Here is a 15,524-nt window from a genome sequence, read left to right as displayed (position 1 = left end):
GTGAAGTAGGCGTGAAAACAAAAAAAGAGAAGCGCCGATACTTTCTTAAAAAGCTTGGGATTACCTTGGTAATCCCTCTTTTTTTGATGGTTATTGGTGCAACGATGATGTTAGTTCCATTATGGGGAATGATTGGGCAAGCGATGACGTTTAGTTCGCTTATTTTTTATGATCCAAATGTAGAAGTTGCCCAAACTGAGTTTATGATTAATAACCAATCGATGTATTTACCGAAGATTGGAGATCCGTTTGCGACGTTAAGCATTCCAAGTGTGAATTTAGAGGTTCCAATTTTACAAGGAGAAGGCAATGCTCAGCTTCGTGAAGGGGTTGGCCATTATGTCGGAAGTTTGTTGCCTGGTGAAGGTGGGAATGTCGTCTTATCTGGGCATCGAGAAACGGCCTTTTATCCATTAAAAGATGTGACGTTAGGCGATCGCGTCTTTGTTCAAACGGATTACGGAACGTATGAGTATCAAGTATCTGATATTTATATTACAACGCCTGATGATGTGACTCCAACTGTTCCAACGGAGGAAGAACGTTTAACGATGTATACGTGTTATCCTTTTATTAAATGGGGCGCGACTCCGGAGCGCTATATCGTTGTCGCAGATTTAGTTCAGATTAAGTAAAACGAGGTATAAAAATGAAACTGATTCAAAAATTGATAAGTGTGCTATTGAGTTTAGGCTTGATGTTTGTCATCATGGCATTTTGTCTACTAAGTAGTCTTCCCCAATTCTTAATGCCAGAAACGTATCTTTCAGTGATGGAAGAAGCGAATGTTTATCAATCGATGAAAGAGAATATTCAAGGCAGTATCGATGATGTGATGCTGTTAAATAATATTGAGCGTCAAAGCATGCGAGAATTTATTAAGCTTGAGGAAGTGAAAGAAATCGTGATGGGTGACGTGTACGCCGTTTTGTCATGGTTAAATGGGGCACAGCCGCAAATTAAAGCACTTGATTTAACGACTTATGAGGCCCGCTTTGATGAGCGTATTGGGACATTTTTTAGAGATAATCACTATTATTTAGATGAGGATTTGAAACAAGAGGTCGAGTTAATGAAACAAAATGTGGTGCAAATCGTGAAAGGGAATCTTCGATTAGTTGACTTTGATCAATTGACTCAAATGACAGGCCTTCAAAAACTCACGAGTTTGATTAGCGAGATGAATTTAAAACTGATGGCAGGGGTATTAGCTGGAATTGTGCTATTGTTAGTGGGGGTATTGGTCTTATTATCACCACGAAGTCGCCACCACAAGCGCCGTAAAAAAATTGAGATCGGACTATTATACAGTGGTTATGGGATAATGGCAGGTGGTTTAATTATTTTTATTGTTTTCTTTAGCGGCATTCAATCTGGCTTTTATCACCATATCGCCATTCAAGTCAGCTACTTACAAGAAAGTATCGCACTACTCATTGAAAACTGGTTTAAGACGTTGATGATTTCTGGATTACTAGCTACAGGACTCGGAATCATCTTTTTAATCCCTTATTGGGTCAAACTGTATCAAAAATATATGAAAAACTAGCTTCGGCTAGTTTTTTTATTTTGATGAAGGTTTTAGGCTGTTTGATTTCTTATATTTTTTGCAAAGTAGACAGATGCTTAAATTAATCGTAAGCGGGTAATAATAACACGTATAGAAAAAAGGAGACCTCACCTGTATACTGGAATTACAGATGAGATCTCTTTTCTTTTAGATTCCTTTACAATGTTCTTGAACATTTTTTGCCCATGGTAAAAAGTCCTCCAAGAGCTTTGGTTTCATTAAAAACTCAACATTTGGTAGGTGTTCAAATAAATAAGTTAAATATTTATAAACATTTAAGCCGTGCTCTTTCGCTGTTTCAATCACACTATAGATAATCGCATTGGCTTCAGCCCCTGATAAGCTTGTTGAAAATAAGTAATTTTTCCGTCCAATCACCACGGTTTTGATGGCACGTTCGGCACGATTATTCGATGCTTCTAATCGTCCATCTTTCAAAAATGCCATCAGTTCTTTCTTTTGATTTAAAACATAGTGAACCGCAGTTTGTAACTTACCTTTCATGGGGATGAAGCTCCCTAGAAAGTCATAAAAAGCCTCAATCACTGGCTTGACCTGTAACTGACGTTGCTCATAACGCTCCTCAGGCGATAATTCCTGAAGTTCTCGTTCAATCTTAAAAATTTGGTTACAGTAGTCAATGGCTTGTTTCGCTTTTCCATTCTTTCCTGGCACATCCTTAAATTTGCGGCGTGCATGAGCCCAACACCCCATTCCCTACCAGTGGAGGAGACATTTACTTCGTAAATGGCAGGTGACCCACTCATTCAATATTCGGTAAGTTCTTATATCCGGAATACCCATCACAATGCAGGTAGCCTTTAAGTCCATCGAGTAATTGCTCCGCGACGACTCTTGCACGAGTTAAATCTGCGTGATAATAAACGATAGGTGTTTCGCATTCTTTACCTGTTTGAATTAACCAGATTCGTGCTTGAGAGGTTGCGTCACGTCCATCCATTCGATTTAGTACTTGATAGTACGTTTCATCGGCATGAAGAACTTCTTCCTTTACGATGAGCTTAGCGAAAGAATCATAAATTGGGCGTAACCAATCATTGGCGACTTTGATCATCCGGTTCGCCATGGTGCGTCGACTTAATTCTAAACCATACGTCTTCCATTCTTTCTCTTGACGATAAAGGGGGAGGCTTAATTCATACTTTTGATGAATCATCCAGGCTAGAACACTAGGCCCAGCTAAGCTCCTTTGGATCGGTCCTTTAGGGACTTCGGCACATTGAATGGGCTGTGGTTCATAGAAATCATCACCACAATCACACTTATAAGCGTGTGAATAGTACACTTTTTTATATAACTTGGCTGGGATAAAACAAACCTCTTCACGAATAATTTTCTTTCCTATCGGTTTCATCTTTTCACCACAAGACTCACATTGGCAATCTTCACCATGTAACTCACAGTGAATTTCTTCAACGGGTAAATCTTTGGTTAACTCGGCTTTACGACCGGATGCCTTACGTCGACGATACGTGATTTCTTCTGTGGGTTCAGTCTTTGTTTCGTGGTTTTCTAAATGAGGATCCTCAAAAAGTGAGAGTTGATTTGGATCAATTTTAGTTTTCTCGCTTGAGGATCCATAAAGCTTTTTTGTTAAAAATTCAACCTGTTCAGTTAATTGTTTAATTTGTTGATCTTGTTCAGTGATTCGTTGAGTTTGTTGATCCAATTTTTTTAATAGGTTCTGATTTTCTTTGATTAGTTTCGATTCAAACGTACTCAACGGTGCCACCTCTTTTTCTAAATGATTCATGTTAGGCTTAGTATGCCCAAAATCAAATAGAAAATACAGGTTTTATTACCATTTTATAATGATTTAAATCAGACATCCTGTTTGAGCTGGTTTAATGGCTTTAGGTTGTTGGATAGATAAGCCTTCAAGTAGCCAACGAAGCTCCTGACTCGTTAATTTTTTGACTTCTTCTTGGTTTCGTGGCCATTGAAGGTTACCCTTCTCAATCCGTTTATATAATAAGATAAAACCGTCTTTATCCCAATAAAGGGCTTTGAATCGGTCTTTTTTTCGTCCACAAAATAGGAAAAGGGCATCGTTAAATAAATCAAGATTATACTTGTCTGTGATGATACCTGCTAGTCCATCAATGCCACAGCGCATATCTGTGTGACCACAAACGATGGGTCACCTACCATTTACGAAGTAAATATCTCCTCCACTGGTAGGGAATGAATATGTTTTGAACATTCGAGAAATTAACGAGCATGTTTAGACATCTCCGCTAAAACGGCATGTAAGATATGTTTATCAACTCCATTATAAAACGTCGCTTCAGCATCGTTTATTTTGAAGTAACATGAAGGGGTATCAGTATAGGGCTGATCAGAGGCAGGTTGATTTAACTGAACAGGAACAATGATCGGATTTTCTTTCATAAAAAAATTGACCTCCTTTTCTTTGATAGCTTCATTTTAGCTCAAAGTTGGAGGTCAAAATAGACAGGTTTATATTACCCGCTTACTCTATTTCTCTCTTGATATATAAGTGGTGATAAATTTTTAACGCCATTAGTGTCAGTCTTTCTATCATCTGAATCCAATCACTCAGTCTGGTTCATTAGATTTAAAATTTTTTTGCTTTGTAAATAGTAAATCAGATGATAAGAAAAAAATATTTTTTTACTATTGATTTTGGTATATGTTGGTGGTATTTTTAGAAGAAGTGGTGTGTTAATTTATGTAAAATTATGTATTGATGAGTTTTTTGATTCATGGTTTTAAATCCATAGCTTCATAATAGTATGGAAGAATCCAGATGAGAAGGAGTGATGAATTTAAAAAAAGGATGACTATCTTTACCTTAATGAATGGTATCCGAATCAAAACCAGTCAAGTTAAAGAGCAAGTAAAAACTTAAGGCTCATGAAGACTTTTTCAGTATAAGGAGAAGTTATCCATAATCTGTGTCAGATGCTAAATACGAGATCTTGCCATCCTACTTCGGGAGGTATTATATATATAAGTCCAGATAAGTTTTTCATATCGGAAAACTTTTAAGCCCTACTAACGGTAGATAAATTTCCCTAGAAAATGGTAGCTGACCTGTTCCCTACCAAAGGAGGAGACATGCTGTGCATGGCAGGTGACCCGTTCCCTACCAAAGGAGGAGACATGCTGCGCATGGTAGGTGACCCCTGGACGATAGTCTGTCTTACTATCAAAAAGACTAACGTACTGAGATGAATTAGAAAATGTGAAATACATTTCTATTTATATAATAGATAGGTATAAGAAATTTTTATTTTTAATAAGATTTTTATTAGGAGTCAACGATGAAGCTTAAATGAGAGATGGGGCAATATAGGAGGGAGACGATGCGATTAATAGGTAAATTAATGATTGGATTTATTATCAGTATTGGACTAATCCAACCGATATCGTTTAAAGTACAAGCGCAAGATGATAAAGTGAAAATCGGTCTTTACGAGACGAGTCCATATTATGATATCGATGAGTCAGGAAATATAAAGGGGTATTATCACGATTTACTACTATTGATTCAAGAGGTCCTACCTTTTAGTTATGAGTATGTTATCACAGATTTTTCAGATGGATTACAGCAGCTAAAAGAGGGACAAATCGATTTGATGTTTGGTATTTCTTTAGTTTCTGATCGATTGAACCAAATGAATTATAGTCAACGATCGATTGGAGAGGAAGTATTTGGTTTTTACACGAATCCTTTATCCGGCATGACGTCTATCGAGCATTTAAATGGGAAAACGATTGGGTTAATTGAAGGTAGCCATAGTACAGAGACCATTTTAGATCTTTTTTCAGTCATGGGAATCAGTGTTGAACCTTATTTAGTTAAAAGTTGGAAAGAACTTGAACAATCATTTGAATCAGGTAAAGTGGATGTTATTCCACATTATAGCCAATTAGATAGACCCGGATATGATAAAATTTATGAAATGACAGGTGATCAAGTCTTTATCGTGACAAGTAATGAACAAAAATCATTAATCTATCAACTAGATGATGCCCTCGCGACACTTTATACGAGGGAAGATCATCCAATCGAACACCTGTATGCTAGTTATTTTAGTGAAACCGAAGAGGTTAACGCTCAGGTGTTGCGATGTTTAGCAGCATGGTTGTTAGTTTTATTACTTTTAGTTAGTCCGTTTTTAATTGTTATATGGAAAAGATTTAAGATTAAACAAAAAATTCGATTGAATATGAAAAAAGAACGTTATCTTTTACAATACCAACCGATTGTTCATCTAAACAGTGAGAAAATTCGGGGATTTGAGGGCTTATTAAGGTTGTATAATGATCAAAAGCAACTGATTCCTCCTTTTCAGTTTATTCCAGAAATCGAAGAAAACGGGATGCTTTTAGAGATATCTCTTTGGATTTTAAAAAAAGCTATTCAAGATTATGATGAAATTAAAGCGTATGATTGTGTAAAAAATCGTGAGTTTTATATTTCCATTAATGTTTCCTTAAGTGAAATTGAAAATCGTCGTTTTATTCGTCAAGCTCAAAAAATATTACAGCAATCGAATTTAGGACCAAATAAAATTTGTTTAGAGATCATTGAGCGGGTCAAAGTGAATCAAATGCCTAGAGTCGCTAAGAATTTGGCACTATTAAAGCAGGCAGGATTTAAAATTGCGATGGATGATTTCGGTGCTGAATATTCAAATCTTGATTTATTATTAAGCCTAGATACCAATATTATCAAAGTAGATAAATTTTTAATCGAGGGAATTGAAGAAGACCCTGTTAAGAATGAGATGATTGAATTTATCTTTAGGGTTTCACAAATAAAAAATAAAATGGTTGTGCTAGAAGGGGTAGAGACTAAAACACAGATTCAAGCGATTCAACAACATCATTATGACTTTATTCATGTTCAGGGCTATTATTATTACAAGCCCTTATTTAAACAGGAAATTAAATTAATTGATATCTAAGTAGGGGATAGTTTTTCATCGTTGAAAATCTTTTAGCGGGATTTTGGTTAGTCTTTTTAATAACAAGACTCATCAACTCAGCTTGCTTCTTAGGATGTGAAAACTATTTCGCTCTCCCTATGTCATTGTTGTTTATGATTGAAGGTGCTATCGCTAGTAGGAGGGATTAGTTATTAAAAAGAAAATCATAGGATGTTTAATTGGTAGTTTTTTCATTTTTTTACATTCTGTTAAAGCACAAGAGGTTGATCTTGTTAAAATAGGCGTTTATGAGTATGAGCCATACTGTATGGTGAACGAAGAAGGAGAGATGGAAGGATATTATTATGATTTAATGAAGTTATTCGAAGATGAGTTATCATTCGATTATGAATTCATTGTCTTACCGTTATCGGAAGGCATGAATCAATTAGTTTCTGGCGATCTTGATTTAATGTTAGGGATTTCAATGAATAACCAATTCAAAGACCAATTTATTTTTAATCATAATTGGACGAATAAGGAGATTTTTGGATTATTTAGTCTTGAGGAAGTAAGTCTTAACCAACTAAAAGAACGAAAAGATTTGAAACTAGGATTAGTGAGAGGAGATTCTAATGCAAACAAGGTGTTAGAGATTTTAAAAGCTAATCAAATTGAAGTCACTGTCTATTATGAAAAAGATTACCACACATTAGTTAAGAAATTAGAAGAAAAAGAAATCGATTTATATGTCGATAACCTGATAAAAGCTTCTGATTATTATTTGGTTTATGAATTTAATGGACAAGATGTATATATTGCAGGAAATGAAAATAGTGAGTTGATTATCGAGGAGATTGATCGGGTTATTGAGGAATTCATGAAACAAGGAGAATATCCGATTACATTATTATTAGAAGAATATTTTGGTAATTCAATAGAAGGGGATGATTATTGGAATGAAATCATCGTAGGTTTCGCTTTATTTACACCTTTATTAGTGATTTCCCCGTCGTTAAAACGAAAGTTTATGAGAAATCAAATAAAAAAAGATTTAATGGCACGTCGATATTTTCTTGAGTATCAACCCATTTATCATCCAAAAACTAATCAAATCATAGGATTTGAAAGTTTATTGAGGTTACGCGGTAAAAATCAACAGATGATTTCACCTATGAAAATGATGTCTAACATAGAGAAATACGGAATGTCATCTTATGTTTCTTTTTGGATTATTGATCAGGTAATTAAAGATTATCATATGTTAAAAACCTGCCGTTGTGTAAGAGAGCAACCATTTTATATTTCAGTTAATTGCTTATTTGATGATATTGAAAATCAACAATTTGTAAAAGGCGTTATTAAAAAGTTAAATCAATCTAACTTAGGAATGAATAAAATATGTTTAGAATTAGTCGAACGATTGAAATTGGATGATTTAGAAACGATTATGAATCATATTCAGCTATTAAAGCATGCTGGTTTTATCATATCAATGGATGAATTTGGAAAAGAATATGCTAACTTAGATCTTTTACATCAATTAGACGTGGATATCATTAAGATAGATAAACTTTTTATTGAAGGAATTGGGATTGATTCACTTAAAGAGGAAGTGGTCTTATTGATTTATAAACTCGCATTGATTAAAAATCAATCGGTCATCCTAGACGGTGTAGAACACTCGGTTCAGCATCAAATCATTTCTCAGATTAAAAATGAAAAGCTTTATGTTCAGGGGAATTATTATAATAAACCATTATCAATTGAGCAAATCTTTGATTTATAAGTCATCTCTAAATAACGTTTTCCTAATCACTAGAAGGTAATCTTTAAAATAACATGAGTGATGAAAGGAAATTTTTATTTCTAATTTAGCAATGGTAAACTATAATTGTAGAAGGTGATTTAAGTAGACGACAGCTTTTACATGATTGAATTTACATTTAAAGATAGTTTAATATAGCTTATTTTATTAATCTAACAAGTAAAAAAAGAATATGATCTATAGAAACGGAAATGTTTTTCATTTATTCGAACTTATCCCAATACGTTTGTCTTCTCGATAAGAAGAACAACGCTAGTGGGTTCCCTACGCTAAGTCGCGAAGCTCTTAGCCTTCTATCCCTGGTAGGGGAAGAGTTAGAAGTTTTTCGACCATGAAAAATTTATCCGGACTGATATCTTTAAATCTAGCGGAGGCTTGAAAAATGAAAAAAATAAAGGATATTTTTCGAAGATATATGTTAATTGTGTTATCCGTTAGTGGAGGATTTCTAATTTTAATTTATAGTATGTTTGAATTTTATGTGATGATGAACCAACAACGAGGCCTGTTAGACCATTTGATTTTACAAACGACATCCGTATTAGATGAAAGACACAACGAATTAGAAGAATTTGAAGAACTAATAAAACAAGATTATTTAATTAGAGCGCGGGCCTTTGAAGAAATGGTATTTGAAAATCCGGATATTATTGAAAATCAAGAAAAATTAGTTTCTATTGCTAATACGCTTTCGGTAGATGCGCTTGAAGTCGTTAGTGAAGAGGGGATTATTATAGGCTCTTCCGTCGAGAATCGGTTAGGATTTGATTTCCATACCTCTTCACAGGCGCGTGAATTTCTCTTTTTAATTGATTCAACTGATGAAACTGCAAGTTACGTTCAAGAGATGCAAAAAAATACAGTTGATCAAGAAGAGAGCAGTTATATTGGGGTTAAATGTCGAGCTCATTGTGGTTTTATTCAAATTTCAATTGGTCCAGAGGGGTTAAAAGGCTATTGGAATCAGGCATCCATTAGGACTGTTTTAAGTAGATTACCTATGATAGAAGGTCATTTATTGTTTGCATTAAATAGTCATACGGGTGATTTAATTGGTCATTCAGCTGCTTATGAGGGCAATTCAGTTAGTTTTAAAGATCAACTAGAGTCATTGAAATCTTCCACTGATGGAAAATGGTTAAAAATTGGAAATGATACTTATTATTTAGTCACTCAAGCCTATGATGATTTACTTCTTATTGCCGCTAGTAGTAGTCAAATCATTTATAGTAAAATCGCTTGGTTAATAGGATTTATGACTTTGATTACTTTGTTATTGGTCATTTTAGTTATCAAACTGATCAATTATCTAATTAATAAAAAATTGATTCAAGATATTGAACAAATTTTACAAACGTTAAATGAATTCAAAAAGGGTGAGTTTGATATTGAAATAGGAGAGGTGAGTAGTTATGAATTATCACAGATAGCAAATTCTATTAATCAAAGTGTTAAGATGATTAAGACATTTAACTATAAATTAATTCATATTATTGATGTCACTAAATTACCAATCGTTTTATTTGAATACATTGGAAACTTAAACCAAATTTTTATTACAGAAAACACGTGTGATATCTTAAACTTGGATCAGGAATCCTTTAATGAAATCAAAGGTGATTGTCAGAAATTTAGAGCATTTTTATCGACTTTAAAACAAAATCCTTTAGAATCGCACCAAGATATTTATGAATTACCCAATTCTAAATACGTTAAAATAACAATGTTTGATGATGCAAATGAATGGTATGGTGTCATTCAGGATGTAACACCAACGATTTTAGAACGCCAGAATATGATGTGTGAATTAGATGAATCTAGACGGTTGGCACGAACCGATTATTTAACGGGATTGCTTAATAAACTAGCAGTTTATGAAATGGTCAGCACTTATTTAGCAACTAATCAAGTAGGGATTTTATTATTATTTGATTTAGATAATTTTAAAGTGATTAACGACACCAAAGGTCATATGGAAGGTGATTATGTCCTGCAATTATTTGCTAAAGCGATTAAATCGGAATTTAGGGAAAAAGATATCGTTGGGCGATTAGGAGGGGATGAATTTGTTGTATTTTTACCAAGTAATATGACAAAACAACACCTTGAAACGAAATTAACACAATTAATTGAACGTATTCGAAAGACATTTAAACTGTATTATGAAAGCTGTGGTCTTTCAATTAGTATAGGAAGTGCCAAAGTGACTAGTGAAATTAATACTTTTAATCAATTATATGTAGCTGCCGATCAACGACTTTATATTGCTAAAAAGAACGGAAAAGATAAGTTTTATATTGATTAAGATAGTTCAACAAAAATTTTCATTTTTGTCATCTTAGATGCTAAGCACTTATTGATTTGAGTCCATTTTATTTTTAGATGATTAAAATAAAAAACTGATAATTTTTTCAAGATCATAACAAATGGTGTCATCAAAAGATGTAATCTACAAGAGGTTACATCTTTTTTTGTCTTTCTAAAAGGAGGTTTGTAAAGCGTTGGCGATTGCAGCGAACTTGGCTAAAAGAAGACAGAAGTAGTCCATTTTTTTGGTGCTGATATGGCAAATTTCTGATTTGGTCTTGTGATATTCTCGTATTATCGAGGGTGGTGGTTTAATGAGACGATATCTATTACTTTTTTGTTGTTTGCTATTAGCTGGATGTGGAAATAAAATAGCGAATCAGATGATTAAAGAAGCAAAAGATGCATTTGAAGACAAGTCTTATGAACGGGCAGTTGGTTTATTAAAGCTTGCAAGTGATGAAAGTTCAAATAAAAGTTATGAGATTTGGTATGAGCAGGGAGAGGCCTTTTTAAACATGTTAGAATATGATGACTTAACGTTATTTGATGACTTATTACTAGCATGGACCGATTTAAACTTAATTGACAGTGAGCCAAGCTTTGTAAAAGAAGAGGCCGTTGCATACATTAAAGGTAAACTTAGCGAGGTAAAAGAATTAGCGAGTGGTACCTTAGAAAGTCGGGAGATGAAAGAGATCATAGAGTTGATTCGCTTGATTGAAAAACGAATGGGGACACTAAAAATGTTTGAAAGTGAAATAGAGGAGTTAATTAGCTTAAAACAAGAAATGGAGGAGTAACATGAAACGGAGTCTATCGAAAGTATTCCTGATGTTATTGTCATCGATGAGTTTAATGGCATGTACCAATGATTTAGAGATTCAAGAAGAGGCAGGAATCCAACCGACAAGTTTAGATGAGATAACACAAGCCGTTGGAAAATCTTTAAGTCATTCAACAATTGAAGAAGAAATTACTTATATCGAAATGTTAGTTGGGGTAGAAGAATTACATGCGGCGAAAGTCGCCTTAAATGGATTTTTATCTGAATTAAATGGACCTGTTGGAACTGAGGAACAACTCATCCGAATTAATGAATTAAAAGAAGTTTTGAGTGAAGTTGAAGTCAGTGAAGATGGGACACATCATCATACATTTACAGCTGTCGATGCGGTCGCACTTGCGATGGAGCGTTATGGGACAGATGATGAGGATATTATTTATATGTACGACGATAATCACGAGCATTATGGAGATGATCAAATTGGTTATTATGTGGCTTTAAAATCAAAAGTCTTACAAGAAAAAGAAGGTGGAGACGGAATTGTCCTGCTTCTTTTTGTCGGAGATGATGGTAGTATCACTGAATTATAAGTGAGAGATTCCCACTTTTTTTATGAAATGAAGAGTTCAATAAAAGTAACATTTATCAGCTCATCGTCTGCTTTATTTCGTATAAGTTTATTTTAAGAAGTAAATAATATATTTGCTGATGAAGCTAAAAAAATTTATAAATACCATTGACATTATTAAGATTCAAATCTATAATAATATCAGTAATGATTACTACTTATAAAATTAATAAGGAGGAATTAACATGTCATTAATTGGTACTCATGTTGTTGATTATAAAGTTCAAGGTTATCAAGCTGGAGATTTTAAAGAATTTACAGCAGAAGCTGCAAAAGGAAAATGGGCAGTCTATGTATTCTATCCAGCGGACTTCACATTCGTTTGTCCAACTGAATTAGGAGATTTAGCAGATAAATACGAACAATTCAAAGAAATTGGATGTGAAGTTTATTCAGTCTCAACAGATACACACTTCGTACATAAAGCATGGGCAGATGCATCAGAAACAATCGGAAAAATCAAGTATCCAATGTTAGCCGATCCAACTGGAAAATTAACTCGTGGATTTGATGTGATGATTGAAGAAGAAGGAATGGCGTTACGAGGAAGCTTTGTTGTCAATCCAGAAGGTGTCATCAAAGCATACGAAATCCATGACAATGGAATCGGACGTGACGCAGATGAATTATTACGTAAAGTACAAGCCGCACAATTCGTTGCAGCACACGGTGACCAAGTCTGTCCAGCAAAATGGAAACCAGGACAAGAAACATTAACACCAAGCTTAGACTTAGTAGGGAAATTATAATATAAAAGGTTGAGAGTTGCGATTAGTTTGCTCGTAAAAGTCGTCGAAACTGATAGTGACTCCTTAAGGAGTCGCTAGACAGTTTTAGACTTTATAGAGAGACTGCAACTCGAAACTAGATTGTATAAAGAGTTGAGTTGAGCGCTTAGATGATCGTAGGGGTTGAAACGCTCGCACATCTTGATTATCAAGATTTGTGAGCGTGAAACTTCATAGAGCATCTGCTCAACGAAACTGGATTGGAGTATGCCACCTGGTTCAAGTTGACTTTATGGGTTCCCTGCGATGCGTTAGCATCTTTCCTCAATAGGTAGGGGAATTAGAAACTGCTGCTTGAAGCTGGATTAAGTATAAGGCGGCCCTAAAGGATAAGGCTATCTAAATTCTTAACGAATAGATGTTTAAAAAGCAGTGGGTAGTTTGTTCGTGGGGCCCTATCATTTACGAAGTAAATGTATCTCCCACTAAAGGGGCTCTAGATTTTTAGTGGTTATAAAGTCAATATATTTATCCTAGATAATTTTTAAAGCATTTAATATAAGAATAAGGATTAGACTGTTAATTTTAGATAGTTTATCCTTATTCTTATATAGTATAATAAGGAAAGTTATGGATGTGTCATGAAAGGATATCATTAGAGGTCCTTTGATTGCTATGCATAACTAAGTCAGCAGGGAATAAAGGTTGTTGTGAACTTTTTATTTCATTGATATAAGGAGGAAGTTAAGATGAAAACTATTTATGATGTCATTGTGATTGGTGGAGGAGCAGCAGGGATGTCTGCTGGGATTTATTCAGGACGCGCTAAAATGAAAACATTAGTGTTAGAGCAAGGTTCTGTGGGGGGACAAGCTAAAACAACAAATGAGATTGTGAACTATCCAGGTGTTCGTCACACGACAGGTCCTAAATTAATGGAAGAGATGCATCTTCAAGCGGAAGACTTCGGAGTAAAATTTGCTCAAGCTGAAGTATTAGAAGCTAAATTAGAAGGTGAGATCAAAGTTTTAAAAACAACAAACGGTGATTATGAAACTCGTTCAGTAATTATCGCAACAGGGGCAACACCTCGTACTTTAGGATTCCCAGGTGAAGCTGAATACCGTGGACGTGGAGTCGCTTACTGTGCAACATGTGACGGAGAATTCTACACAGGATTAGAAGTATTTGTCATCGGTGCAGGATTCGCGGCAGCTGAAGAAGCAATCTTCTTAACTCGTTTCGCTCGTAAAGTAACAGTTATCGCTCGTGAGCCAGAATTCACATGTGCAAAAACAATCGCTGATAAAGTGTTAGCTCATCAAAAAATCGAAGTTAAATTCAACACTGAAATCGTTGAGGCAACAGGAGATGAATTATTACGTCGTGTGAAGTTCATTAACAACCAAACACAAGAAACATTTGAACACGTGGCAGCTGAAGACGAAACATTCGGTATCTTCATCTTCGCAGGATACGTGCCACAAACGAAAGTATTTAACGGTTTAGTTGATATGGATAAATGGGGATACATCATCACTGATGAAAACATGCACACAAGTGTTGAAGGGGTCTATGCAGCAGGAGATTTACGTCCGAAAGTATTGCGCCAAGTTGTTACAGCAGTCGCTGATGGAGCCATCGCTTCATTAGAAGCTGAAAAATATGTGGCTCATGAAAAAGAACGTTTAGGAATTGTTGAAGAAGAAATCGAAGAAACACCACAACCAAAATCAGCTGCTGAGTCTGCACCACAAGCACAACAAGTGGCACAAGGTGGACGCTCTGCGTTATTAAATGATGCCTTACGTGGACAAATCGCAACAGTACTTGGACGTATGGAAAACAACGTGACATTAGTGACAATTGTTGATCCAACAAACGAGAAATCAATTGAATTACGTGACTTAGTCATCGATATCGCTAACTTAGGTGATAAATTAGAGGCCGTTGTTAAAACAAAAGGTGAAGATGCAGCATTAGAAGCAAAAGTAAATGCTGACAAATTCCCAGTTGTTGCTTTAATTGATAAAGATGGAAACTACGCTGGAGTTAAATTCCACGGGGTACCTGGTGGACATGAGTTAAACTCATTCTTATTAGCCATCTATAACTTAGCTGGACCAGGACAAGCCTTAGATGCGTCAGTTTTAGAAGCGATTCAAGCGATTGATAAAAAAGTTAACATCAAAGTAGCTGTTTCATTATCATGCCACTTATGTCCAGACGTCGTTGTTGGTGCACAACGTATCGCCATCGAAAACCCTAACGTAGAAGCTGAGATGTTAGACATCGCCAACTTCCCAGAATTAAAAACAAAACATAAAGTCATGTCAGTACCATGTATGATCGTTAACGATGAAAAAGTAACATTCGGATCAAAATCAATCCAAGACATGTTAAACTTCATCGCCTAATATAAAGAAAGACTGTTTCACAATTTTTGTGAGTTTATGAAGTAGTCTTTTAGTACTATAAGACTCGTAGGAAATACACCAGTATTTGTGTGTAGCTTCTACGAGTTTTATTTTTTATGATTAGGTTCTGTTTTAGAAGATAGTTGATATTCACTTAAAATAAGTGTATCTAGCTGAATATCAATAAAAACTTCATTAATAAAGATTGATAGTTTCAATTTTAAAACAGACCCTATGATTAAGAAGTGAGGGAGGAACTTAGGTCTTTTGTAAGAGAATAATATAAACATGTTTATTTCAATCCCTCATTTTGAGCTATACTGGAGCTATCAAAATTAAG

The 15,524-nt window shown here is 34.8% G+C and carries 13 protein-coding genes; 9 read left to right on the top strand and 4 right to left on the bottom strand.

The window, feature by feature from the left end; genetic code table 11:
- Positions 1–11: 11 nt before the first annotated feature.
- Positions 12–635 (top strand): class D sortase, LPxTATN-specific, encoded by a 624-nt coding sequence (gene srtD, locus J0J69_RS06220; protein WP_212726202.1) that lies wholly within the window; start codon positions 12–14, stop codon positions 633–635.
- A 14-nt stretch (positions 636–649) separates the two neighbouring features.
- Positions 650–1,549 (top strand): hypothetical protein, encoded by a 900-nt coding sequence (locus tag J0J69_RS06215; protein WP_212726201.1) that lies wholly within the window; start codon positions 650–652, stop codon positions 1,547–1,549.
- 168 nt (positions 1,550–1,717) lie between these two features.
- On the opposite strand, the gene J0J69_RS06210 is transcribed toward J0J69_RS06215, so the two are convergent.
- The 4 genes from J0J69_RS06210 to J0J69_RS06195 form a co-directional block, all read right to left on the bottom strand.
- Positions 1,718–2,284 carry an IS66 family transposase gene (locus J0J69_RS06210; protein ID WP_212726200.1) on the bottom strand — a complete coding sequence of 189 codons (567 nt, stop codon included), beginning with the start codon at positions 2,282–2,284 and terminating at the stop codon, positions 1,718–1,720.
- A 49-nt stretch (positions 2,285–2,333) separates the two neighbouring features.
- Entirely contained in the window at positions 2,334–3,344 is a 1,011-nt protein-coding gene (tnpC, locus tag J0J69_RS06205; protein WP_256637940.1) for an IS66 family transposase, read from the bottom strand.
- Between the two features lie 63 nt (positions 3,345–3,407).
- Positions 3,408–3,728, bottom strand: coding sequence for an IS66 family insertion sequence element accessory protein TnpB (gene tnpB, locus J0J69_RS06200; protein ID WP_256637951.1), 321 nt, complete (start codon positions 3,726–3,728; stop codon positions 3,408–3,410).
- A gap of 74 nt (positions 3,729–3,802) precedes the next feature.
- Positions 3,803–3,982, bottom strand: coding sequence for a hypothetical protein (locus tag J0J69_RS06195; protein ID WP_212723601.1), 180 nt, complete (start codon positions 3,980–3,982; stop codon positions 3,803–3,805).
- 938 nt (positions 3,983–4,920) lie between these two features.
- Between J0J69_RS06195 and J0J69_RS06190 the strand changes: the two genes are divergently transcribed.
- From J0J69_RS06190 to J0J69_RS06160, 7 genes are all read left to right on the top strand, one after another.
- Positions 4,921–6,528 (top strand): EAL domain-containing protein, encoded by a 1,608-nt coding sequence (locus J0J69_RS06190; protein ID WP_212724984.1) that lies wholly within the window; start codon positions 4,921–4,923, stop codon positions 6,526–6,528.
- A gap of 172 nt (positions 6,529–6,700) precedes the next feature.
- Positions 6,701–8,278, top strand: coding sequence for an EAL domain-containing protein (locus J0J69_RS06185; RefSeq protein ID WP_336511274.1), 1,578 nt, complete (start codon positions 6,701–6,703; stop codon positions 8,276–8,278).
- A 421-nt stretch (positions 8,279–8,699) separates the two neighbouring features.
- A complete protein-coding gene (locus J0J69_RS06180; protein ID WP_212724986.1) occupies positions 8,700–10,622 on the top strand; it encodes a GGDEF domain-containing protein in 1,923 nt (640 codons plus the stop codon).
- 316 nt (positions 10,623–10,938) lie between these two features.
- The gene (locus J0J69_RS06175) at positions 10,939–11,427 is read left to right on the top strand and encodes a hypothetical protein (protein ID WP_212725811.1); all 489 of its coding nucleotides are present in this window, start codon (positions 10,939–10,941) and stop codon (positions 11,425–11,427) included.
- Between the two features lies 1 nt (position 11,428).
- Positions 11,429–12,001 (top strand): hypothetical protein, encoded by a 573-nt coding sequence (locus J0J69_RS06170; RefSeq protein WP_055244989.1) that lies wholly within the window; start codon positions 11,429–11,431, stop codon positions 11,999–12,001.
- A 223-nt stretch (positions 12,002–12,224) separates the two neighbouring features.
- Positions 12,225–12,788, top strand: a complete 564-nt coding sequence (gene ahpC / locus J0J69_RS06165) for an alkyl hydroperoxide reductase subunit C (protein ID WP_055277069.1) — start codon at positions 12,225–12,227, stop codon at positions 12,786–12,788.
- A 728-nt stretch (positions 12,789–13,516) separates the two neighbouring features.
- Positions 13,517–15,184: an FAD-dependent oxidoreductase gene (locus J0J69_RS06160; protein ID WP_212725810.1), complete on the top strand. Its 1,668-nt coding sequence runs from the start codon at positions 13,517–13,519 to the stop codon at positions 15,182–15,184.
- Positions 15,185–15,524 lie beyond the last annotated feature (340 nt).

The organism is Turicibacter bilis (assembly GCF_024499055.1).
GTDB lineage: Bacteria > Bacillota_I > Bacilli_A > MOL361 > Turicibacteraceae > Turicibacter > Turicibacter bilis.
This window is presented reverse-complemented; position numbering and strand designations above follow the sequence as displayed.